We start from the raw sequence: 22,208 nt of genomic DNA on the forward strand, positions 1-22,208 counted from the left end.
GGAGCTATTTTTTATCGATAGTGATGGCGAACTTTTTCACGCCGGCAGCTTTGACAATATCAATGAGAGTGACGACGCGGCCGTGAGTTACATCTCGGTCGGCGGTGATAATGGCCTGAACTTCTGGGTGAGTCTTCGACAAATTATTCGCGAAAATACTGATCTCTTCATCAACAGCTGCGCGACCGTTCAGCAGGGTTCTGCCATCGGCAGCAACGGTAATCGCAAGCTGGGAAGGTGTGGACTCATCGCCACTTGCGGCTTTCGGCAAGTTTACGTTGATACTTGGCTTCATGATGAAGGGAGTGGTGACCATAAAAATAATCAACACCACAAGAATAATATCAACAAAGGGGACAATGTTGATTTCGGCAATCGTACCGTCGTTATCTCCTGAGATTTTTGCCCCCATCAGGCCTTCCCTTTAAGAGATTTGGCGTAGGCAATGCACAAATCCCGAACACCCTCGAGATTCTGAAAAATACCCCGCACTTGTTTGTTGAAGTGGTTGTAGGCAATTACGGCGGGAATGGCCACGAGTAGACCGATTGCTGTGGCGACCAGGGCCTTGGAGATTCCAATCATCACGGCGGCAGCGTCCCCTTGGCTGGTGGCCAGGCCGCGAAAGGCATCCATGATTCCAAATACCGTTCCCAGTAGTCCGATAAAAGGAGCATTGGAACCAACTGTGGCCAAAAAGTTAAGGTACTTTTCCAGCTTTGGTCTCTCAGTTTGAGCGTAGGTGTTAAAGATTTCCTCAAGTCCTACGGCGCCGTTTTCTTTCACGTGGCGAAGGCCATAGGCCAGAGCCCGGCCCTCGAGAGTCTCTCGGTCACGGCTGAGGTCTTCCAGGTCGGCCAGATTGTTGCTTTGGAGAGTTTCGCGCAGCCGGTGTGAGATCTTGTTTGAAGACGCCTTGACCCGGCGAATGGAAATCAAGCGCTCCAAAATAAAGGCGATGCTTAAAATACTCAGTAGGATGAGAAGCCAAAGAGTTGCTTCGTGTCCGGCTTCGGCAATGAGGAAAAACTTGTCAGTTAACATGAAGAAAACTCCTTCTCGCAGAGTAGATCTCTATTATCCCCGGGGTAAAAATGGGTGGTCAAGGTCGGGTGGAGCATGATGATTAGCGTTAACAGGACTCATCATTTCACTTTTGAATCACCATCATGAAGACTGTGGAAGTGAGTAAGACGATTGTAATTTGCATTTGCGCATTCATAGTGACGTTGGTCCTGTCGGGCTGCAATTGGGGGGGGAAGCAGACTCCTTCAATTTTGATAATAGCCGTCGAGTACTTGGGCTTTGATTCCTTTTCCTGTGGATCAAATGAAGATCGGGATGGGCGAGGATTGGGAGGCTTTGCCGTCTTTTGTGACGAATCGGTGCGTTTCACTCACGCATTTACCCCATCTGTCATGAGTCAGGCCTCGCTTTCATCAGTTATGACGGCCCGCTATCCGTTTGAACATGGGGTCTGGCACAACGGTTCACAGTATTTGAGTTCCCACTTCAAAACTGTTGCGGAAATAGCCATTGAAAAAGGATATCGGACTTCATTTTTTTCCGGCGGCCCCCCTGTATGGCGAAAGTCTGGTCTCAGCCAGGGTTTTGAGGTTTTTGAGGATAACGTCAAGCCGGGGCTCAAGCTTCCTTATCGACCAATCATGGAAAATATTCGGGAGTTTCTGCAGTGGTGGAGGCGCGAAGCCAATGATCAGCCCTTTTTCTCGGTGATCTATGTACCTGATCTTCAGTTTCCTGACGTCACGACATTTAATGATCTTGGTGAAGCCAGAGAGAGATCGTCGGCGGGACAGTTGAAAGAGGTTGGGGAGAGCTTAGGTTCTCTCGTTCGCCACCTTAAAGATGCGCGTCGATGGGACAACACGACCGTATTTTTGATGGGACTCAATGGCCGGCCAAAGGTCGGGCGACCAGGAGAGCTTGAGTCTTACAGCCTCTACTCTGAATCCGCGCAGGTGGCCTTGTACATAAAGCCGGCACGAAAAAAGAGGGATCTGGCGCTAGAATGGAAGATCGATAAAAATGTTTCCCTTGTGGATGTGGGAGCCACCCTCTTTGATTTGCTCGGCTCACCAATTCCATCCTCGGCCGAAAAACGACTGGAAATTGCATCGCTAACAGGCGTTTTGGAAAAGCCCGAGGTTTCCTGGAATCAGGATCGAATTCTCATGGTCGAGTCAGGTTGGCCCCAGTGGAGGGGAGTCGGTGGGAGTCGGTTTTCACTGCGCAAAGGTCATTACTTCGTCCTTTATGATCGTCGGCCTAAGATTTTTAACACGCTTATTGATCGACAGGAAATATCCCCCCTGTCAAACAAGGACCCTCTCTACCGATCGCTTGAGCTCGATATATTGACTTATCTTCAGGACAAAGGATTTTTGCCCTGGTCACCCCTTCCGGGAATGCTTGTGGCAAAGCTTGAAATCGCAAAAAATCTTTGGCGGCAAAAGAAGGATTCCCAGGAGGCCCGACAACGGATTGGTCTGATCGCGAAGCAAAGATCCTGGGACCGTCAACTGAGCGGCTGGCAGGCGGAACTTGCCCTGAGTGCCGGTCAATGGGAAGATCTCAAGCAATTGGCTGAGGACTCGGGCGAGGACTTGTGGGAATTCGTGGCCGACGTTAATTTGGGGAAAAAGACCAATTTATCCGATAGAGGATGTGAGGCGGTCTTTCTGTTTGGCAGCAAACGTTTTCGTCGACCGGGCCCACAGGAATGTGAAGACGAATTGTTGATGGATTTATTGAAGTGGGTCGACTCGGGAAAGAACTCGAAACGGATTTCTCTCCAAGATCATTTTTTGCGTCAATACGTGCAGGCGAAAATTGAGCAGCGAATCGGGAAGTGGAATTTCATCAATGCATTAAATTGGGACGTCAATGTGGAGATCCCCGGAGGGCCGCTTCTGGCTGACCTATTCCTTTCTCTGCCTCGCAACCGCAAGTACGCAGCAATTGTCGAGAATCGTCTGTTACGGGAAAACTAAAGCCTCAATACTGGTTCTTCGCTTTAGCTTTGATGCGATAGTATAAAGGGTGTCCTCGTCGGCAGCCTTTAGTCCAGATATTGGCGGTATTCTTTTGAGGCCGTAGATATAAACCTTTTGAGGAGCCATCATGCCGATGACTTCCATCCACTCCTCTACAGCGACATTGGTGGTGTTGTCGATGGAGCCCTGAACAAAAAAGGCTTGGGCAGAGAATCTTTTCAACTTCCTGGTTCCGGCAATTATTTTTGTGATATTTGATCGAACGAGTGGGCTATTGACGGATTTAAAAACGTCCTCATTTCCGGCATCCACCTTGATCATGACTTCATTTGCCATCTCCAGACCCATAATGGTCTTGCGGGCGTCCAAATGGGCACCATTGGTCATGACAACAATAGGAATATCTGGCATTAGCTCATCCCTGGCTGTGGTGAGAAGCTCCATAGCTTCAAAAAACTGGGGATATAGAGTTGGCTCCCCATTTCCCGCGACCACGATACTCTCAACACCGGAATCCACCTGATCTCGCAAACCTTCACGAACCTTCGTTTCAATCTCCTCGGGTGAAAGAAATTGAATGTCCTTCTTTATTTGATTCATGCGGACATTGGTTCGGCCTAACTCACAATAGGGGCAGTCAAAAGAACAGATTTTCTCATCCCCGAGTAGGTTCACGCCAACAGTCATCCCCATCCGCCGACTTCCAATAGGTCCATAAAAGACAGAAGTCGGGTTTATGAGCTCGTCTAGGTGTTCATATTCAGGTGTTTTAACGGGGATTCCCATAATCTGATTAAGTCCTATTTTTTGGCGAAATTCAATACCTTCCATACCTTGCGCTGGTAGATAAAGGTCACTAGAATAGGCCTATGCCTAACTGCTGTCGAAGAGTCATCTTGTTTCTCGGTTTGGTCCTTTTCACGGTCACTGCTGTCGGTGAGGACGAGATTGCCGGACGTGGCTCAAAGTTTCCCGGATTCAAGAGTGGGCAGTACGGCTGGGGCGGTGTCGTTGGGCAGCCTTTTGCAGCCCGTTATCAACGTTGGATTGATTGGAAACGAGCGTGGTTTGCCGACGTAGGATTCACAATTGACGAGTTTCTTGTGACCCATGCCAACTATGCCATTTATCTGATTAGTGAAGATGATCGTTGGAAGATGGATCGGCGGGTGGGCACGGCTCTTTTTAATGTTTTTGGCGGAGTGATGGCCTCCGCTTACTTGGGCGACAAGGAGGAGGAGGACTCTCAATTGGGTTTGCGAATTGGCGGAGCCTTTGAGTATCTCATTCCCAAATCCTCCTGGTCGGTTCGTCTGGAAGTGGCGCCGGTCTTGTTTTTGAGTGGTCGTACAGCCGGTGGACTTGAAGGCGGAATTGCCGCCGTCTATTACTTTGACCCAAAAACAGGTAAGGGAGCGGTCAAAGACTATAGTGGGGAAAGCGGAATAGACGACAATACTCAGAAATTTCTTTCCGGTGAGGCGGACTTTGAAGACACTGAGTTATCTAAAGAAAAGCCCAAGCCCAAGGCCAAGAAGAAGCGCAAGGTGAAAAAGCGCAAGAAAAAGCCCCGATCCAAGAAGAAGACCAAACCGAAGTCAGAAGATGACTCCTACCGAATTGAAAAATTCGAGGAAAACGAAGAGGTCATGGTAGAGGAAGTGGAGCTCTAGGTATCAGGGTTCAAGATATCCAAGCCAATAGGGCTCATCCGGAGCCTGATTTGCCAATACAGAAGATAAGGAATCCAAATTTCTCTTTCCACGCTCCAAGGAAAAAAAAGGTGTGGGCACCCAGCTGTGACTCAGTAGTACGACACGGTCACCTTCGCCAATTCGCAAGGTGCGAATTGTTGGTGCTGTTGTGCTGTGAACTCCTAACAGTGTGTTGGGCAATGGAGCAAATTTTTTGCGTTTGGGACTAAAGTCTAAGGCCAGGTCAGTTAGGCATCCCGTGGTTATCAAATCAGCCCCTGGGCGATCGAGGAAGATTTGCGGATGGCCGACCTGAATAAATGAGAATTCATTGCCATCTTTGGCACCAACAAACAGCTCCAGGCCAGAAAGGTATTCACTCCGATTTTCTTCCTGATAGACAATGTCATTGGCAAGCATGACAGCAACGCGCAGATTATTTGCCATAGGAGACAGGCAAGTGAGCTTTTGAAATGGTGACGTCACTTCCACGTCGTCCTTGGCTGCAAGAAAGAATTCAGTAATGGATTGAATGGCCCTCCGGGCTCCGGACCGATTTCCCCAGGGCGTGGCAATAATAACCAGCGAGGCGTGCTCCTCAACGTGCACTTCTGGACGAGGTCGCGTGAATTGGCCATTGTAGGAGCGTTCCTGTAGGTTCATTTCTTACATTCCAATGCCGTACTTGCGAAGCTTTCGTTTTGCTTTTTGATAATAGTCGTCCGATTCAATGTCATTTTGGATGATCTTCTTCCACTTCTCTTTGGCGCCTTCGATTTCGCCAAGACTTTCCTCGAGGACGCTGTCTTCATATATGGCCTTCATTTCCCTTCTTAAGTCGGAGAGAACTGAGGCCTTGGTGCTATTTGCTTCCTTGTGAGTCGGGTCCTCGCCAAGGGCAGCGTTACAGGCTTCAATGGCCGGTTTGTAATTCTTCTTCTCGTAATGGGACTTACACAAGGAGAGCTTATCCTGAACCTTCACATCCAGCTGCTTGCGTACGCTGGCCAACTCACGTTTTGCTGTTGGGTTAAGTCCCTTCAAGTCTGGGAATCCACCACTTAAATACCTTTCATATTCCTTGATCGAGTCGCGGAGGCGTCCTTTCTGAAAGAGGTTTTTCGCCTTATTATACTGAGACTCACCGGCACGGGCTCGTGACTGAAGGGCATTCTTTTGCATCATTTGCTGGCGTTCTTGTTCCTCACGGGCTTCAATTGCAGTGAGGATTTCCATGATACCGGCATCTGTGGGGTCCAATTCAATAGCCGGACCCAAACACTCCTTGGCGGCATCCATGCTGGCATCATTGCCAAGTTTGGTACGGCATTCGGTGACGATATACTGAATTCTTTGTTGAGCTTCCAGGCGCATCCGCTCCTTGCGTTCAAGCTCTTGGTTTTCTCTTGTCATCTCCGAACCCGAAACGCAGTGGGTTTGTAGTGACTTGGAATCTTCATAAAATGGTATGATTTCATGTAGCTTGTTGAGTTCAGCCAGGCACAGCTCGTATCGGCCCTGCGTGTAATGATTTCGGGCGAGATTAAATATGTCTTTAACCGCTGACTTCTGCTCAGGTGTGAGGTTTTCAAATAGTAGACCATTTTCCTGCGAGGAATTCTCGGTCTGGCCGTTTTTGGGTTTGTCTGGCATCATCAGTCCAATGAGCACCAAAGGCACTAACACAACCAAAGCCATTCTCACTTTGTTCTTTTTAAGACCAATGAAAAATGCTTTCGCTCCCGTGGGCTCGGGAGCACCAAGCTTCACGGCCGAAGGGCCTTCTGGGTCGAAATACAGATTTGGATTGAAAGGCATCGGCGCGTTAAAATCAACCGTTGCAGGAACTTGTGGTGGAGGTAGATCACCAACAACCATCATCTTGTTTTTAAAGTTGGTATCTCGAAGCTCCATAACGACGGTGAGATCCATGATGGCGATGCGATCTCCGCTATTGAGTCGGAATGGCTCATGCGGAGTAATTGGCTGTCCGTTTACCTCGGTACCATTGGCGCTACCCAGGTCAGTAATGTAAATACCTTCATTTGTTTGGGTCAGCTCAAAGTGGCGGCGGCTAACGTGCCCATCATCAATTGGAATCTCACAGTTGGCATCCCGTCCAGCAACCCACAGGTTTCCTTCCAATTCGAGAACATCATCACGGTCGTGGCCAGGATAGCGAATCCGCAAATAGGGAGTTAGATCCGTTAAACCTGGAGAGGTTGCTTCAAGATTGCCTTCGGGTAGGTGCTCACCGCCGATGCCTGGTATACCTCCTCCAGAGGGCACCAGCCCATTTCCAGGAGGCTGTTTTGCTGGTGGAATTCCAGGGCCGTTTCCGTAGGGAGTCGGCATGGCACTTGTGGGCGCCGTCGATGTTGACGCCGATGTTAGATTGGTTTTTCCAGGGCTTGCCGGTTGGTCCTCGGTCTGAATCGGGGCAAGCTCGGCCGAGGGGGTCTCAGTATCGACAAATACAAATTCATAGGGGGGAACCTGGAAAGCGGTCCCATCCATAAGCTGAATGGCTTCAGCCTCTGTACCTTCGTAAATCAAGCATCCATAACGGGAGATGAGTTGGGCAATCCATGCATCTCCATCTTGATAGATCTTGAGATGGTGACGTGAAATCCCTTTTTGATTTGCTAAAGGAATATGGCAATCCTGGCTGCGGCCAGAAATGTATTCTTGGCCATCGACTAAGTCGATCACCGAAACATCTTTGCCATGTAATTTCAGTCTAATCCTAGCCATTAAAATCGATCCTCTAGCATCGTGTCACAGGCGTCATAGTTGGCCTTCGCCTCCTTATATATGGCGCTGTTTGTGTCCAGCACCATGACCATTACGTTTCGAAATGAAGCGCGGCAGGCTGAGTACTGAGCTTGTTCTCGATACTTTCTACCCAAAATCATGTGGTATTGGACAAGTTCGTTGAATCTTCTTCTTGCCAGACCAAGGTAGCGGTTGCACAGGACATGATTGGGAAACAGCGACAGACAAGCTTGAAAAGCCTCAGACGCGCGACCAAAATTACCTTGTTTGTAGTCACGAAATCCGCGTACATAGGCCGCCTGAGCACTTTCAAATTGCTGACTGTTTTCTCCAGCCTTGTTTTTCTTGGCAAGGGCAGCTTCCCTCAGTTTGTTTGCCTTCTCGATTTCAGCCTCAACGGCCTCATCAGTTCGAATTTCAGTGGCCTCTTTCTTATTAGTTGGCGTCGAGGTCATGATGTAGACAAACAGTAGGCCAAGGCCAACGACCAAGAGCTTAAATAGACCTCCGCCCCTTTTTTGCTTTGAGGGCGAAAAGGTGTTTTCCGTCGCCTGATTGCCAAACTCGGGAGGGGGCAATGGGGATCCGTCCGGGCGGGTAGCCAATCCGCCACTTACTCCAGCAGGCCCCAGTGCTGCTGGAGTGGGGGTCTTAACGTTGAGCCGCAATTTGGTTTCCCCAATTATGATTTCCGAACCATGTTTGATGCGTGCCCTGTGAATTTCCTTGTTGTCGACAATTACATGGTTTGAATCAGAAACATTCTCAATTTCAATACCGTTCTCATTAAACTCAATCACTGCGTGATGACGACTGCACTTCATGTCGTTCGGGAATTGAATAGCGTTATCCTGTCCGCGGCCAATGGTGATCTGTTGTCCCGTCAGACGATACACAGCTCCCTGGTCCTCGCCTTTGAGGACGACAAGCGAGAATTCAAATCCTGGTGCAAGTGCGGGTGCCGCACCACCCTTCATCATACGATTTCACCCCCCGATGGCCCAGGTAATAGGGTGATCAAAAAGTAAGAGACATTTTCACTCCCGTGAACCGCCTGGGCCGCGATTTCATAGGTTTCTCCCGAAATCTCCAAACTGTTTGTAGCAATTTGATAAGGAGTTTGAGTACATCGCTCAATTAAGTCAGCAATATTCAATCGTAGAGCCTGGTCGTTGATCTTGTCGACAGTTTGGAACACCAGATCCTGGGAATGCATTCCCGTTCTGGACTCAAACTCGGGATTTACGGCTTGAATGGTATTGTCATGGGCGGTGATGCCCATGCAGCCGAAGCCAACAAGCTGGACGAGGTTACTCAGCTCGGAACTGCGATCATATTCCATGGCCCGTCCGCCCCCCATGTCATCGCCGCCCATACGGCTGAGGGCGCTATTGATGTTTGAAACCAGCTTTTGCAAAGGTGGAAAAAGATAGCTGGTTTTGAGGTCGTCACGATTTTCCTTGAGTGCTCGATCCAGTTGGACGTTTAGACTGCGAATTGGGAATTCTATGGCCTTATAGAGGAAGAAAAACAAGATGGACCCAACAATCAGGGCGATGAAGAAGGTCTGAATAAAAAGACTCAAAGTCCTCGAGTCGTCAACGGCCAATGAGCCCATGTTGTAGATCACGGCGGCATAGGCGGTCACAGCTTGCGAGCCGGTTTCGGGATTGTAAAACTCAATAGGAACCAGGGCCCCAATCGTACCGTCATCAATTTGAGTGACAACTTCTTTGCCTTCGCGGCGGGCTTCGTGAATGAATGGCAAATCAGGAACCTGTCCGGCTCTTGATGCGGGGGCTTTAATGTTGCCATCAACGCTGTCAATGATCAGAGCCTGTTCAACTCCGGGTTCCCGAGACGCAATATCCACATTGATGGCAGACTCCATCCCCTGACTCAAGGGTGCCCGATTCACTTTGGCCAGCGTACGGGCGATGGTCAGGGCTCGGCGCTGACTTTCTTTTTCAATGCTTGCCTTGAGAATTCGCATTAAGGGTACAGCCGAGAGTGATGTTACAAAGAAAATAAAGGCGCCCATGAACAGTGCCAGCACCCACTTGAATTCCATGATCTCTGGCAATTTGTAAACACCTGGAAGGGCAACGTCGTCGATGTACTTCTGGGCCAACTTAAAAAGAGTGGGCTTGCCTTGAGCCTGAGCCGATGCACCCGGTGCCCCATGATGAACGGCCTGCGGCCCGGCTTGTGGGCCCGGCTGTTGGGCGTACCCCGGATTGTATTGGTAGGCGACGTTACCTTGGTAATGCGGCCCACCTCCGGGAATTCCCTGCTGATATCCGGCTCCGCCACCGAATGCTGGGGCCGCGACGGTTGCCTTGTTGATGTCAACGATGACATCGTGAAGGGCGATTTTTTCAGCACCTTGAAGGCGAATGCTCTGGACCTTAACGCCGTTTACAAAGGTTCCATTACGGGAGCCCAGGTCGGTGATAATCAGTTTGCCATCGAAAACGTCAATCTTACAATGCTGTTTGGAGACTCCACCACTAGCCAGGATGATGTCACAGCCCGGCTCGCGACCGATGACATTGGTGCCCTCAGAGAGTTTGTATGTTTGCCCCGCTTGTGGGCCTGAGAGAACTCTAATCACCCACATGCAGTTGATCTCCTACCTGAATATTCATTTCCCTCGCCAGGCCTGCGGCCATTTCAAAAACTGAGCTCGAACCAAATGTCGGAACGGTGATTCGCCCTGGAGGGATTTTGTCTTTGATGCTCGTTACCTTGAGCTGGTGGTCAACAAACACGGCATCAATTGTGAAGCGCATGAAGAATGTGTGTATACTCGGACACTGATGTATCCACATCGAGGTGTCCCGATCAATGCCGTCGCGGCCGAGAAGCCCCTTGCTTCTCTCCCAAAAAGTTCTGGCCTCAATGACCTTGGCCGTAATGATTTGGTTTTTGGTGAGGTTCTTAAGTTGTGCCATCACTTGCCCCCATAGAAAAACTGAAGGATGACTGGGGCAAATACCATAATGAAGACTGCAGGAAGAATAAACACCATCATCGGAATCAACATGGCCTGAGAGGCCTTTGATCCGGCCTTTTCGGCGCGCACAAATCGCTCTAGGCGCATTTGTGCAGATTGGTCTTTCAAAACCACGGAAATTGGGGCGCCAGTGTAATCCGCATCGGTGACCACGGCAACGAAGCTCGTGATCTCGGGTATGTCGAGCCTTTGGGCAAGAGCTTTCATCGAGTCAGCCCTTGAGCTTCCGAGCTTGATGTCCTTGAGCATAATGGAAAACTCATCCGCCAACACACTATTCTCGGCCTTTTCCACGATCCGCTGGATGGAGTTAATGAAATCCAGTCCCGCCTCTGTTGACAGGGCCAATAGGTCGATGAAGAAGGGAAGGTCGCAAACCACGCTGACGTAGCGCCTTTTCTTTTCGTTATTGGCGTACAAATGCGGGAACTGAAAGCCAACTAAGCCAAAGACAAGGCAGAACCAATAGGGGTATCCGAGTTGCAGGGCAAAGTTGAGTATCACCAAAACGATTGGGACCATGATGCCCCAAAGAATCTGCAGTCCAATGAACTCGTTGACGTTGATTTCCTGGGAGAGACCTGAAGTCAAAATGAGCTTTTCAACTTTTTTACGGTAGCGTTCATTCTTAAACCGCAGTGCATGTTGCAGAGTGAAGTTGTGAACAAGAGGGCGGGAGAAGTTCACCAGGGGCGACTTGGATTTGCGTGGTTCATCGCCAGAAGCCCAGGCGAGCGCATCGGCGTCTGAATTGTTTGTGAACACAGCTGTGGTGAAAAGGTAAACAGCCAAGGCTGCTAACCCCAATCCGCTTAATAGGATTAAGAAATCAAAGCTTAACATTCACAACCTTTTTGTGATCTATAGAGCTCATGCACAAACTCATCCTTGCTTCCCAATCTCCGCGTCGCCGTGATCTGCTAACAGATGCAGGTTTTTCTTTCCGCGTGGATTCAGTTAAACTATCGGAAATAATTGATAAAAACCTGAATCCACGAGCCGTCGCGGAATCCCTGGCCCGGGCCAAAGCCGAGGCCTACGTCAAAGAGGCTAAACCGCTGAAAAATAATGGTTTTTTAATTCTCTCCGCAGACACCATTGTGGTTCTCGACGGCGCGATCATGGGAAAGCCCAAAAATTCGCCCGAAGCCCAGCTCTTTTTGCGCCAACTTTCTGCAAAAACGCACAGCGTTATCACGGGAGTCTGTGTCTATGATGTGGACAACTGTCGATCTATTGTCGAGTCGGACGAGACCTTGGTCACCTTTCGGCCTCTCACCGAGGACGAAATTCTTGCTTACGTACAAAGCGGCGAACCAATGGACAAAGCAGGTGCTTATGCTATTCAGGGCGAGGGCGGAAAGTTTGTAATGAAGACAGAGGGGTCCTATTCCAATATCGTGGGACTTCCCATTGAGCTATTCAAAAAGTTGGTCAAAGACAATGGCTGGAACTTCGATCGCCAATAATTGGCAAAAAATCCAAGAACAGATCCACGAAGCGGCTCAGGCGGCGGGAAGAAACCCCACTGAGGTTCGTGTGGTTGGGGTCGCAAAAAAACAGCCGGTTGACTCCGTAGAAGCCGCTGTCCAAGCGGGTTTACGGATTGTTGGTGAAAACTATGCACAGGAGTTCTTGCGCAAGAGAGAGTCTTTAGAGCATTTGCCAATCACGTGGCACTTCGTCGGGCATCTACAGTCAAACAAGGCCAGGCACATTGTCGGTTCTGTGGATTTGATTCACTCTGTGGATCGCGTGTCCCTAGTAAGAAAAATTGGGGAGTTGGCAGCCGGAAGGGGCAGTGTGCAGGATATTCTTATCGAGGTAAATGTTGACAGCGAGCTGACGAAGAATGGGATCAATGAAGCCGACGGTCCAGCCTTAATCGGATCAATTCAACAAATTCCGGGAATCAGGCTTTGTGGGCTCATGGGAATGCCGAGTCTTGAGCAGTCTCCCGAGGAGTCCAGCCGCAGTTTTGCCCGTCTGCGTGAGTTGCGGGATCGATGGCGGTCGGAGTTATCCAGCGGAGATGTGGGTCATCATCTGAATGAATTATCTATGGGAACCACACACGATTTTGGTTATGCTATTCGAGAGGGTGCCACACTCGTTCGTTTGGGTACCCTGCTGTTTGGTCCCCGCCAGTAGGGGAGGAGAGTTCATGACTGAGCAATATCTGAAATCAAAAAAAGTTGGATTTGTCGGCACCGGTAACATGGGGCAGGCGATCATCCGGGCTTTGATCAACTCGGGCAAGGTGCCGGCCTCCAACATTTTTGCCACCAATCGCACACCGGGAAAGCTACAAAAATTGGTCGATCAACTGGGAGTTAATCCGGTCAATAGCATTGAGGAATTGCTCGATCGAAGCGACATTGTGATATTGGGAATTAAGCCTCAGGATTTTTATGCGGCCATTGAGCCGATTGCATCATCCTTTGGCCCTCAGCACATAGTTGTTAGTCTCCTGGCTGGTGTGTCGATCAAATCCCTACAGAAAGTAATGAGAAATGTGAAAATCCTTATTCGCGCCATGCCGAATACGGCCGCCACGATAAACAAATCAGTTGTTGGATACTGTTTGGCGGAGTCAGCTAAAGGCATGGATGGCCTTGCCGAGGACCTCCTCAGCCCCTTGGGTTTTGTGGTACAGGTGGAAGAAGGAGAAGAATTTGAGGCTCTCACTGTGTCCTGTTCCAGTGGAATTGGCTTTGTTTTTGAACTGATGATCTATTGGCAGGAGTGGTTAGAGGAACATGGATTTGATGCGGAAACGGCGAGGGCCATGACCGTCAAAACCTTTCTGGGCGCATCTTTGCTGGCAGATCAAGCGGAGGGCACCAGCCTGCAGGATCTTCAGAACAGGGTGGTATCCAAAAAAGGGGTGACAGCAGCAGGCCTTGATTCCATGGGCGAATTGGAAGTGGAGCGGGCAATCCGCTACAGCTTTGAAAAAGCCGTGCTGCGCGACCGAGAGCTAGGCCAGACCTCGGTCTAGTTTTTGCTTAAAACCAACCGTGCCTTTTCCAGTCTTTGTCATCACTCAGAAGGGGGATTATCCTCACTCTATATTGCAAGTTGTCAACAGGGAGCTCATCGAGCGAACAGGTTCTTGATTGGAGATGGGGTCTTCCTTAAGCTGAGAGAGTATTAGAACCCAGGGGGAAAAATGAAGATTGCGCCGATTGATATAGCCCATAAGACGTTTGGCCGAAAGATGATGGGCCTTGATCCGGATGAGGTGATGGACTTCTTGCGGATTGTAGCCGACGAGATGGAATCTCTCGTGCGTGATCGTAATAGCTTGCGTGAGGCGGTCAGAGAAAAGGAACTGGCCATAGCTGAATTCAAAGAGCGGGATGAGTTGCTAAAAACCACTATTACCACGGCAACTCGTATGGCTGAGAAGATTCGTGAGGATGCCGAGCGGGAATCCAAGCTGATCATTGGAGATGCCAATCAAAAATCGGAAATGATTGTTCGCGATGCTCGGGATTCCTTAAAAAAGATTTATGGCGAAATCACTGATCTTAAACGTGTGCGTATGCAGTTTGAAAACAATTTGCGTGCGCTCGTTCAGTCCCATCTCACTATGCTTGAGCAAGGTCAAAAAATCATGCCGAGCCCGGCTGTTGAAGCAGCCCCACTTCAGGCGCCGATGAATGAGGAAGATATCATCAAGGCGAAGGTGAGCGAGGTTGTTGCCAAGGCCGCAAAACCTTTGGATCTATAGTTGTCTTTGAAGAAATCCTATTTGAATTTTGTAAAGGGAGAGCTAAGGCTCTCCCTTTATGTTCAACCTAACGCCTCAAAAACATCCTTTGCCGGAGAATTTGACGGAGCCCTGAAGCTCAAGGTCCACGCGCCTCCTGTCGAAGGCAAGGCCAATGAGGAAATTATCAGATTTTTGGCCAAGTATTTGGGTATTCCCAAAAGTCGAATCACGATTGACAAAGGATCTGCAAGTCGAAAAAAACTGGTGGTCATTGGTGGCGATGGTCTGGAGGGCATTGCCGGCAAGTTGCAGCTCTATTGATCCAAATACTCTTCAGCTTCGTTGAGGATCTGGTCGACGGATTTTTTGGGCTTCTTGCCTTTCTTACGCACTGGTTTGGGCTTTTCTTCACGGAAAAGGCTTTCGTCGTATTCGGTTGCTTCCACATTGAACTTTTCCACGTCTTGATTGCGTCGGCTTTTGCGTCGACTCTTGGTGAACTCCTCATGAGTGGCATTCAAATCCCAGATAAGATTGAAAAAAATTGTCGTACCCTTGGCCATGCTCTTTCCCTGAATATCAAAACCATAACCTCCTTGCAGGGAAAAGGCGTCACTCATCTGCAGGCCGACAGTAAAATTGGCAGATAAGAGCGATGGATTAATTCCATAATACTTGAGGCTGCCGCCATTGACTTTGTCTGTAACAACTGTACGCTTAGTCGGTGTATCAGTGAATTCATCATCGGTGACACTTTCAAACCCTCTGACTTCTGCGCCAAACTCCAAGCCTTCTAAATCTTTCTTGGTGCCGACGGCATACTCAGCCAATGCCGATCTTCCCTCCGCACGATAGGTTGCTCCGACGTAAGCGTAATTATCCAGGGTCAGCCATTTTTTTTGCATCCACAGGCCGAGCTTGGCCGTAGGCACCCCTTCACTGGCAATGGATTCATCAGTTGTAACTTCCACTGATTTCACTGGGTAGGAGATAAACAGCTCGGGCTTCAACTTAAAAGGCCTGGCGATCCAAAAAAATTGGTAACCAAGCATAATGTCGGTGAGGGCTGAGTTTTTGCGCACAAAAGAACCATCAAAGCTCTCGGATTGTGCGGCATTGAATCCAAACCGCCACGCAGCTCGCTTGGAAACAACCTGATCCCATAAGACACCAATGCTAAGAGCTTTATAATATTTTTCATCTCCAAGGCGCACAAATGTACCGTCTTCGGGATCAAAATTAGCAGCAGAATCAAAGTAGGAGGTGGAAATGGATACCCGGTGGGTGTCCGGACGAAAAAAAATGGGCTCTGCCCAAGAGAAATTCGGAAGCGCCGCTGCGAAAAGCGCACAAAGCTGGAATGCGAGCCCAAACTGCACTAAGATTCGGGCATTTCGAAGAGTCGTCGTCAACATAACGTATATATTATAACAGGTTGGCCATTGAGCACAAAAAAGAAACCCCTTATCGTCATTTTCTTTACTGTTTTTATTGATCTCATCGGTTTTGGGATCATCATCCCTTTGAGCCCTTATTTGGCTTCTGAGTTCGGAGCAGATGCCCTTCAGGTTGGGCTGCTGATGACGGTCTATTCAGGTGCCCAATTCTTGTTCTCCCCACTATGGGGGCAACTGAGCGATAAGTTTGGCAGACGTCCAATTATTCTTATGAGTCTGGTCGGGGCGGGAGTGGCTCACCTTATCTTTGCCATGGCCCAGACTTATTGGCTGCTCTTTGCGGCTCGCCTTTTTGCAGGAGTATTTGGCGCTAACATTTCAACAGCTATGGCCTATATTGCAGACATTACTGAAGAGAAGGATCGGTCCAAAAACATGGGATTGGTCGGTGCTGCTTTTGGTTTGGGATTTGTTTTGGGGCCCGCACTTGGAGCTCTCTTTGGTTGGGTGGGTGAACTCCTTGGTACGGCACCTCCTTTTGGAAAAAGTTTTGCAGCAGTGGTGGCGTCGGCCATTTGTTTAGCTAATGCTGCAGTAGCCTGGAGAGTTCTTAAAGAGTCTCTCCCTATGGGCAAGAGAGGAATGCGCGAGCGGAAACCTCGGTTCGAAATGATCATGATTCACCTGAAGAGACCGGTAGTTGGCCAGCTCCAAGTGATGTATTTTTTGGCTTCGTTTGCGATGGCGCACATGGAAGCGTCATTGTTTCTGTTTGTACAGGATGATTTTCAGTGGTCATTGACAAAGGCAGGTCTTGGCTTTGCCTACGTTGGAGTGATCATGGTGATTACCCAGGGCTATCTCATTCGCAAACTTTTGCCCAAGATCGGGGAAAAGCGAATGCTGATGTCGGGACTCGTCATGAAGGCCGCAGGGCTGTCTGGAATTGCCCTCTCGGGGCAGATTTGGGGACTGGCGGTTGCGGTGACCTTGCTTGGATTGGGGACAGGCTTTATTAATCCCGCCTTGTCTGGGTCCATTAGTTTGCTGACTCCTGAGGACCAGCAGGGGGGCGTGATGGGGGTCAACCAGAGCCTGTCCGCCTTGGGGCGAATTGTGGGGCCGGTTCTTGGTGGGTGGTTCTATAGAGACATCACACATCAGACGCCATTTTGGGCTGGAGCCATGATTGTCGTTGTTTCCCTCTTGATCGGTCTTTCTGTGTTTACCCGGTTACCCGTGCGAGCTCAAGAGGGCCGATAATGAAGTTGTTTGGTCGGTCAGAAGTCTGGGAAATTGGCCCGTTTCAGCTGGAGAATATCCTTACCAACATTCCTGTTTTTTGGTTTTTTGATTTGTCCAAAAGCCCATTGGGGGAAGGGGTCCTCGAGATGATGGGGGAAGTTCTTTCCCCCTGTGTAAAAATCCGGCCTGAAGGGGTTTTGGAGGAGCTAAAGAGAAAGGGGGCTAGCCTGGAGCAGCCGGTAGTTCTCATTTGCGAAGATGGAAAACGATCGCGTAAGGTCGCTCTGAGACTGACAAAATCCAAATACCTCAATGTCTACGTTGTGGCAGGAGGCAAGCAAGCCTTGGCCGAGTACTTCAAGGCCCCTGAGTAATTTCGACAAAGGCCCAAGCTTCTTCCCTCCCATCTTGTCTTGAAGGCCTAAATAGTGATAATGTCTGACAATTACTGAAATTAAGGCCGGGATCAAGGGTCTTGGTGAGCAGGTGACGGGAGACCTTATGGAGTTGTCGGATCGTTATAATCCGGAAGAAGTTGAAGGACGCATTTACCAGTGGTGGGTCAATCAAGGCTACTTCAAAGCCGAAGATGTATCTACTAAGCCGCCATACTGTATTATTCTCCCTCCTCCAAATGTGACAGGTTCATTGCACATGGGCCACGCACTTAACCACACCATCCAGGACGCCTTGGTTCGTTGGAAGCGCATGAGTGGCTTTAACACTCTTTGGCTCCCAGGAACCGACCACGCGGGTATTGCCACCCAGTCAGTGGTAGAAAAAAACTTAGCCAAAGAGGGAGTAACCAGGCAGCAGCTGGGTCGTGACAAGTTTGTTGAAAAGGTATGGGAGTGGAAGCACCAATATGGAAATCGCATTGTCGAGCAGATGAAGAGACTGGGTGATTCCTGTGATTGGGAAAGAACCTGCTTCACACTGGACGAGGGTGTTTCTCAGGCGGTTCGAAAAGTCTTTGTACACCTTTATCAAAAGGAATGGATTTACCGAGGCACCCGTCTCATAAACTGGAGTCCCAAGCTTGAGTCGGCCCTGTCTGATCTCGAAGTGGAGTACAAGGAAGTAAAAGGAAATCTTTGGCACATTCGTTATCCCCTTGAAGATGGAAGCGGCGAGATCATCGTGGCCACCACCCGTCCGGAGACCATGCTTGGCGATACGGCAGTGGCCGTGCATCCGAGCGATGACCGCTACAAGGAGATGCTTGGTAAAAAAATCCTGCAGCCGCTGACCGGCCGTAAGATCACCATTATCGCTGACGACTATGTCGACAAGGAGTTTGGTTCGGGCGCAGTTAAGATCACCCCGGCTCACGATTTTAACGACTATGAAATGGGTAAGAGACACAACCTAGAGTTTCTCAACATCCTCAATAAGGACGGCACTCTTAACGACACCGTGCCGGAGGCCTTTCGCGGTCAGCCTGTTAAGAAGGCTCGTGAATTGGTGGTTCAGCATTTGGAGGAGCAGGGCTTCCTAGTACAGATTGAGCCCCATTTGCACTCGGTTGGTCACTGTTCTCGCTCAGGAGCAGTGGTCGAGCCGCTGTTATCTGAACAGTGGTTCGTCAAAACTGCTGATTTAGCCACTCCAGCCAAGCGGGTTGTGGAAAGTGGAACCATTCAATTTGAACCGGAAAATTGGACAAAGACCTACTTGCACTGGATGAACATCATTCAGGACTGGTGTATTTCCCGACAGCTTTGGTGGGGGCATCGCATCCCGGCCTGGTACTGCGGTGATTGCAACCACGTCACCGTCGCCGAGGATGATCCAGATTGCTGTGATAAGTGTAGCAGTCATAATATTCGCCAGGAAGAGGACGTGTTGGATACATGGTTTTCCTCTGCTTTATGGCCATTTAGCACCATGGGTTGGCCTGAGGAAAATGAGACGCAAAAGACCTTTTACCCCACTAATGTTTTGGTCACAGGCCATGACATTATCTTTTTCTGGGTCGCCCGAATGATCATGTCAGGCCTGGAGTTTAAAAAAGATGTACCTTTCAGAACCGTGTACATTCACGGTTTGGTGCGGGATTCGCAAGGTCGGAAGATGTCCAAGTCCTTGGGTAATTCGGTGGACCCGGTCGAATTGATTGAGAAAACCGGAGCAGATGCTCTGCGCTTTACGCTCTTATCTCAAATCTCAACCGGAAAAGACTTGAAATTCTCGGAGGCTAGGCTTGAAGGCTACCGGAATTTCATGAATAAGATCTGGAATGCCACGCGCTTTGCCCTAAATGCACTCGAAAGTGTGAATCTGAAGGGTGTAGATGTAAAGACGCCTCCTCCGGCCAAGGACCTTTCTCACGCCGATCAATGGATCATTTATAAGATGGGCGTTTGCATGAAAGAAGTTGATGCGGCCCTGACAGCTCACCGATTTTCCGATGCTGCCAATGCTGTGTACTCTTTTGCCTGGCATGAGTTCTGTGACTGGTATCTAGAGTTTATTAAACCGACGATGTATGGTGAAGATGGCGCGGAGAAAGCGGCCACCCAGACGATTTTAGCACAGACATTGAACCGCTTGATGAGGCTTCTGCATCCATTTGTCCCCTTTATTTCCGAAGAGCTTTATCAAAAGCTCCCGATCAAGGCTGAAGCCTGCATTGTTGATGAGTATCCCAGCACCATTAACGACAAAGAGTGGTTAAAAGCGGGTTCTGAAGAAAAAGCTTATGAACTTGATGTTGTAAAGGGAGTGATCACGGCCCTTCGAAACATCCGCGGTGAGAACCGGATCAAACCGGGCTTGGAGATTACGGCTCGCTTGGCCCCGAGTGACGATAAACTGCAAAAGATTCTTCAGTCTAACAAAGTGGCCATTTGTCGATTGGCAAAACTGTCAGAGTGCCTCATTGGTGAGGCTGGAGCTCTGCAGAAGTGTGCCTTGAGTCCTTTCGTTATCGGTGACGACAAAGTGGATGTGATTGTTCCCCTTGAAGGTCTGGTGGATTTTGACGAGGAGATCAAGCGCCTGGAAAAGGCCATCGAAAAGATTGAAAAGGAAATCTCCGGACTTAGTGGGCGTCTGTCTAATGATAATTTTGTCGCCAATGCTCCGGACGATGTTGTCGCTCAGGCCAAGCATCAGTTGGAGAGCCACCAATCAAAGGTGTCGGTACTGAAAGAAAGTTTGGCCCGGCTAAAGTAGTCATGTTCCCGGTAAAAACTTGTAATGCGGCACGGCCGGATAAGAGAATTTATCCGGCCACGCTGTATTACAAGTTTTGGATCGGGAATTTTACTAGTACTGAACCAGTTCACCCTCTCCAGATAGGAAGAAGGTGCTGGTCTTGCGATTCTCAACAAGGGGTGTTTTGACCATCCAGTCGAGATTCATTTCCATTCCAGCCTTCGGATTTTGCCTAGAGCCCAGATTCACGACTTGGCTAATGTTGACGTTTGCACCAAACGTATATCCCCAGACAACATTGACGTCGGCGGGCACAATTGTGGCGTTGGTGATATAGCGGCCTTTCCCTCGGTACTGGCCACCGTAGGTGAAAATTACCCGGAATGAAAAGCGCACAACTTCAATTCCCATGAGGTTTTTGTAGACGACTTTGTAGGTTTCCGCCTTTGGGAAATTCCAACTCTCAAGTTGATCCCAGCACTGGATTCCTTTGGGCAGAGCATTTGCGGTTTTGGTTTTGACCTCAACCACAGGTTTGTTGGCCTTAACGATTTCCCAGATTTTTTTACCAATGTTGATGATTTGATCCACCACTACAGTGGCGCTTTGTGGCTTTTGTTGTGACCAGGCTTCGCTGGTGCCACAGTCATCTTCTAGAGACGACAACCAGGACAGATCTTCAGATTTGTCTTCAGCGACTTTGCTTAACGTCACATCCGAAATAGTGTAGAAATTCTTTTCTAGCTCGGAGACAGGTGATTCGGCCTTAGCCGCAAACACGGTTAAAACAAGCGACCCGACAATGGCCACACCAGCCATGGTTTTGGCAACTCTCCCCATTTTAGACCCCCTTGATCACCAGCGCCCCCCGCTTGGTGTTTGTTTTGCTAAGCCTATCAATGGGGTCTCAAGCCACCTATGAAATTGGTTCACTTGAAGCTATTTCCAGCCCGTGATGTTCTTTCTCAGTTGGTTTTGGGTAATTTTTACAACCTAAAAAGCGCCCAAAATACCGGGACTTATGCCAACTATAAAGATATCTTCGCGCCGATTCTCTCCTTCAATAAAGGACCAGCGGAATTGGAGGGGCAAGCCGGTGAACTCCACTGTCATAGACCAGCCACTAAAGTCCCTTTTCTGGCCCGCGAAGTTGTAGGTCCATTGCTCCCAGGCAGGTACGACCGTCATTATAATCGAACGGGAGAAGGGAATATGCACCGCCCATCCTGCACCGAGAAGGTCATATTCCGGTTCATCATCAAAGCTATTCTCAAAGTACAATCTCAGCCGATCAAAGAAATCGATGTGAAAGTAATAGCCAGTGAGCCACGAATCCAGACCGGGAACATCGTCCATGCGGCTGTGCTGAGAGCCGGTCAAATACAGCCCCGCTCTGGATCTTCCGTCCCGAAGCCTCGGCTGAATGACCTCTTTCTCTGGCTCCTTAGCCATGAGAGTGGCGATTCCATCGGGACCAGGAGTGAGGCCAATTTGCCCGACCCCAAACCCCATGTGTTTGCGTGAGACAACGCCAACTTGTTCCCCTCGACGGTTAACGACCGGGCCACCAGAATTCCCCGGGCTGAGAGACATATCAGTGACAAATTCCTTCTGCTTTTTGTTTATTTTGGAAACGACCCCAGTCGAAAACAGACCCACCAACTCCTCATTCACTGAGCCTTTGGCAAAGGGTTTCATGGCCATTGGATGCCCCATCGTGGAGACGGGTTCACCAATCTTAAGTTTGCCTGGCTCAGCCAGAACCACCAAGGGTCGATCGGTCGGGCGAGAGAGTTTTAAAAGGGCCAGGTCAAGTTTTTTATGGGCCCGAATAATAGTGGCCGATGTTCCATTTTCAATGTCATCCTGCCAAGCCACTTCGATGGGGAGCATACGGTTCACACAGTGCCAGGCGGTGAGGACTTTGTCTGGTGCAACCAGAGATCCTGAACACAGACCTCCACCAGAAAAGATGACCGGAACACTCTTTTCCAGCTTTGGAGTCACTTCGGACCAGTCGACCTCAGCGAAGGAAGGGAGGGGGAGAAGAATCAACATGTAGAGGCACATCCTGATCACAATTTGCTCCTGTTTGTAGGGGGCCCAAAATCGGCTCCGCTTTTGAAATTAGAACAGAGGGAATTGCCTACTCTGTGGACAGTAAAACCTATAGGGTCTAGAACCCCG

22 protein-coding genes are annotated in these 22,208 nt (G+C 49.4%); 10 read left to right on the top strand and 12 right to left on the bottom strand.

Annotation, left to right across the window (positions count from 1 at the left end):
- Positions 1-4 precede the first annotated feature (4 nt).
- Entirely contained in the window at positions 5-412 is a 408-nt protein-coding gene (locus H6624_18735; GenBank protein ID MCB9086383.1) for a biopolymer transporter ExbD, read from the bottom strand.
- Positions 412-1,044, bottom strand: a complete 633-nt coding sequence (locus H6624_18740) for a MotA/TolQ/ExbB proton channel family protein (GenBank protein MCB9086384.1) — start codon at positions 1,042-1,044, stop codon at positions 412-414. Before H6624_18740 ends, H6624_18735 begins: the two co-directional genes overlap by 1 nt.
- A gap of 125 nt (positions 1,045-1,169) precedes the next feature.
- On the opposite strand from H6624_18740, the gene H6624_18745 reads away from it, so the two are divergent.
- Entirely contained in the window at positions 1,170-3,014 is a 1,845-nt protein-coding gene (locus tag H6624_18745) for a sulfatase-like hydrolase/transferase (GenBank protein ID MCB9086385.1), read from the top strand.
- Here H6624_18745 and H6624_18750 read toward each other — a convergent pair.
- The gene (locus tag H6624_18750) at positions 3,000-3,710 is read right to left on the bottom strand and encodes a radical SAM protein (GenBank protein MCB9086386.1); all 711 of its coding nucleotides are present in this window, start codon (positions 3,708-3,710) and stop codon (positions 3,000-3,002) included. The two genes, H6624_18745 and H6624_18750, sit on opposite strands and share 15 nt — an antisense overlap.
- A 203-nt stretch (positions 3,711-3,913) precedes the next feature.
- Here H6624_18750 and H6624_18755 point away from each other — a divergent pair, with 203 nt between their 5' ends.
- On the top strand, positions 3,914-4,690 hold the full coding sequence (locus tag H6624_18755; GenBank protein MCB9086387.1) for a hypothetical protein: 777 nt from the start codon (positions 3,914-3,916) through the stop codon (positions 4,688-4,690).
- Between the two features lie 3 nt (positions 4,691-4,693).
- Here the strand turns inward: H6624_18755 and H6624_18760 are convergent, their stop codons facing one another.
- From H6624_18760 to H6624_18785, 6 genes are read right to left on the bottom strand one after another with little or no spacing between them, the layout of a single operon-like run.
- A complete protein-coding gene (locus H6624_18760; GenBank protein ID MCB9086388.1) occupies positions 4,694-5,374 on the bottom strand; it encodes a hypothetical protein in 681 nt (226 codons plus the stop codon).
- Positions 5,375-5,377: 3 nt separating this feature from the next.
- A complete protein-coding gene (locus H6624_18765) occupies positions 5,378-7,465 on the bottom strand; it encodes an FHA domain-containing protein (protein ID MCB9086389.1) in 2,088 nt (695 codons plus the stop codon).
- Entirely contained in the window at positions 7,465-8,466 is a 1,002-nt protein-coding gene (locus H6624_18770) for an FHA domain-containing protein (protein ID MCB9086390.1), read from the bottom strand. Before H6624_18770 ends, H6624_18765 begins: the two co-directional genes overlap by 1 nt.
- Positions 8,463-10,106 (bottom strand): FHA domain-containing protein, encoded by a 1,644-nt coding sequence (locus H6624_18775; protein ID MCB9086391.1) that lies wholly within the window; start codon positions 10,104-10,106, stop codon positions 8,463-8,465. Before H6624_18775 ends, H6624_18770 begins: the two co-directional genes overlap by 4 nt.
- Positions 10,093-10,440 carry a DUF192 domain-containing protein gene (locus H6624_18780; GenBank protein ID MCB9086392.1) on the bottom strand — a complete coding sequence of 116 codons (348 nt, stop codon included), beginning with the start codon at positions 10,438-10,440 and terminating at the stop codon, positions 10,093-10,095. Before H6624_18780 ends, H6624_18775 begins: the two co-directional genes overlap by 14 nt.
- On the bottom strand, positions 10,440-11,345 hold the full coding sequence (locus H6624_18785) for a type II secretion system F family protein (GenBank protein MCB9086393.1): 906 nt from the start codon (positions 11,343-11,345) through the stop codon (positions 10,440-10,442). Before H6624_18785 ends, H6624_18780 begins: the two co-directional genes overlap by 1 nt.
- A gap of 29 nt (positions 11,346-11,374) precedes the next feature.
- Here H6624_18785 and maf point away from each other — a divergent pair, with 29 nt between their 5' ends.
- The 5 genes from maf to H6624_18810 all read left to right on the top strand — a co-directional run bounded on the left by maf (position 11,375) and on the right by H6624_18810 (position 14,541).
- Positions 11,375-11,971: a septum formation protein Maf gene (gene maf, locus H6624_18790; protein MCB9086394.1), complete on the top strand. Its 597-nt coding sequence runs from the start codon at positions 11,375-11,377 to the stop codon at positions 11,969-11,971.
- Complete coding sequence (locus H6624_18795; GenBank protein ID MCB9086395.1) at positions 11,916-12,653, top strand: YggS family pyridoxal phosphate-dependent enzyme; 738 nt, start codon at positions 11,916-11,918, stop codon at positions 12,651-12,653. Before maf ends, H6624_18795 begins: the two co-directional genes overlap by 56 nt.
- Positions 12,654-12,666: 13 nt before the next feature.
- The gene (locus tag H6624_18800) at positions 12,667-13,503 is read left to right on the top strand and encodes a pyrroline-5-carboxylate reductase (protein ID MCB9086396.1); all 837 of its coding nucleotides are present in this window, start codon (positions 12,667-12,669) and stop codon (positions 13,501-13,503) included.
- 171 nt (positions 13,504-13,674) lie between these two features.
- Entirely contained in the window at positions 13,675-14,238 is a 564-nt protein-coding gene (locus tag H6624_18805; protein ID MCB9086397.1) for a DivIVA domain-containing protein, read from the top strand.
- A 21-nt stretch (positions 14,239-14,259) separates the two neighbouring features.
- Entirely contained in the window at positions 14,260-14,541 is a 282-nt protein-coding gene (locus H6624_18810; protein ID MCB9086398.1) for a YggU family protein, read from the top strand.
- On the opposite strand, the gene H6624_18815 is transcribed toward H6624_18810, so the two are convergent.
- Entirely contained in the window at positions 14,535-15,635 is a 1,101-nt protein-coding gene (locus tag H6624_18815; GenBank protein MCB9086399.1) for a hypothetical protein, read from the bottom strand. The two genes, H6624_18810 and H6624_18815, sit on opposite strands and share 7 nt — an antisense overlap.
- A gap of 27 nt (positions 15,636-15,662) precedes the next feature.
- Here H6624_18815 and H6624_18820 point away from each other — a divergent pair, with 27 nt between their 5' ends.
- From H6624_18820 to H6624_18830, 3 genes are all read left to right on the top strand, one after another.
- Positions 15,663-16,880, top strand: coding sequence for an MFS transporter (locus tag H6624_18820; protein ID MCB9086400.1), 1,218 nt, complete (start codon positions 15,663-15,665; stop codon positions 16,878-16,880).
- Positions 16,880-17,236, top strand: coding sequence for a rhodanese-like domain-containing protein (locus H6624_18825; protein ID MCB9086401.1), 357 nt, complete (start codon positions 16,880-16,882; stop codon positions 17,234-17,236). The genes H6624_18820 and H6624_18825 overlap by 1 nt, the downstream gene beginning before the upstream one ends.
- A 127-nt stretch (positions 17,237-17,363) precedes the next feature.
- Complete coding sequence (locus H6624_18830) at positions 17,364-20,039, top strand: valine--tRNA ligase (GenBank protein MCB9086402.1); 2,676 nt, start codon at positions 17,364-17,366, stop codon at positions 20,037-20,039.
- A gap of 93 nt (positions 20,040-20,132) precedes the next feature.
- Here the strand turns inward: H6624_18830 and H6624_18835 are convergent, their stop codons facing one another.
- Together H6624_18835 and H6624_18840 are read right to left on the bottom strand one after the other, a co-directional pair.
- Positions 20,133-20,861 carry a hypothetical protein gene (locus H6624_18835; GenBank protein ID MCB9086403.1) on the bottom strand — a complete coding sequence of 243 codons (729 nt, stop codon included), beginning with the start codon at positions 20,859-20,861 and terminating at the stop codon, positions 20,133-20,135.
- 153 nt (positions 20,862-21,014) lie between these two features.
- Positions 21,015-22,100 carry a trypsin-like peptidase domain-containing protein gene (locus H6624_18840; protein MCB9086404.1) on the bottom strand — a complete coding sequence of 362 codons (1,086 nt, stop codon included), beginning with the start codon at positions 22,098-22,100 and terminating at the stop codon, positions 21,015-21,017.
- Positions 22,101-22,208: the final 108 nt, after the last annotated feature.

The organism is Pseudobdellovibrionaceae bacterium, from assembly GCA_020635075.1.
Taxonomy (GTDB): Bacteria; Bdellovibrionota; Bdellovibrionia; order Bdellovibrionales; family UBA1609; genus JADZEO01.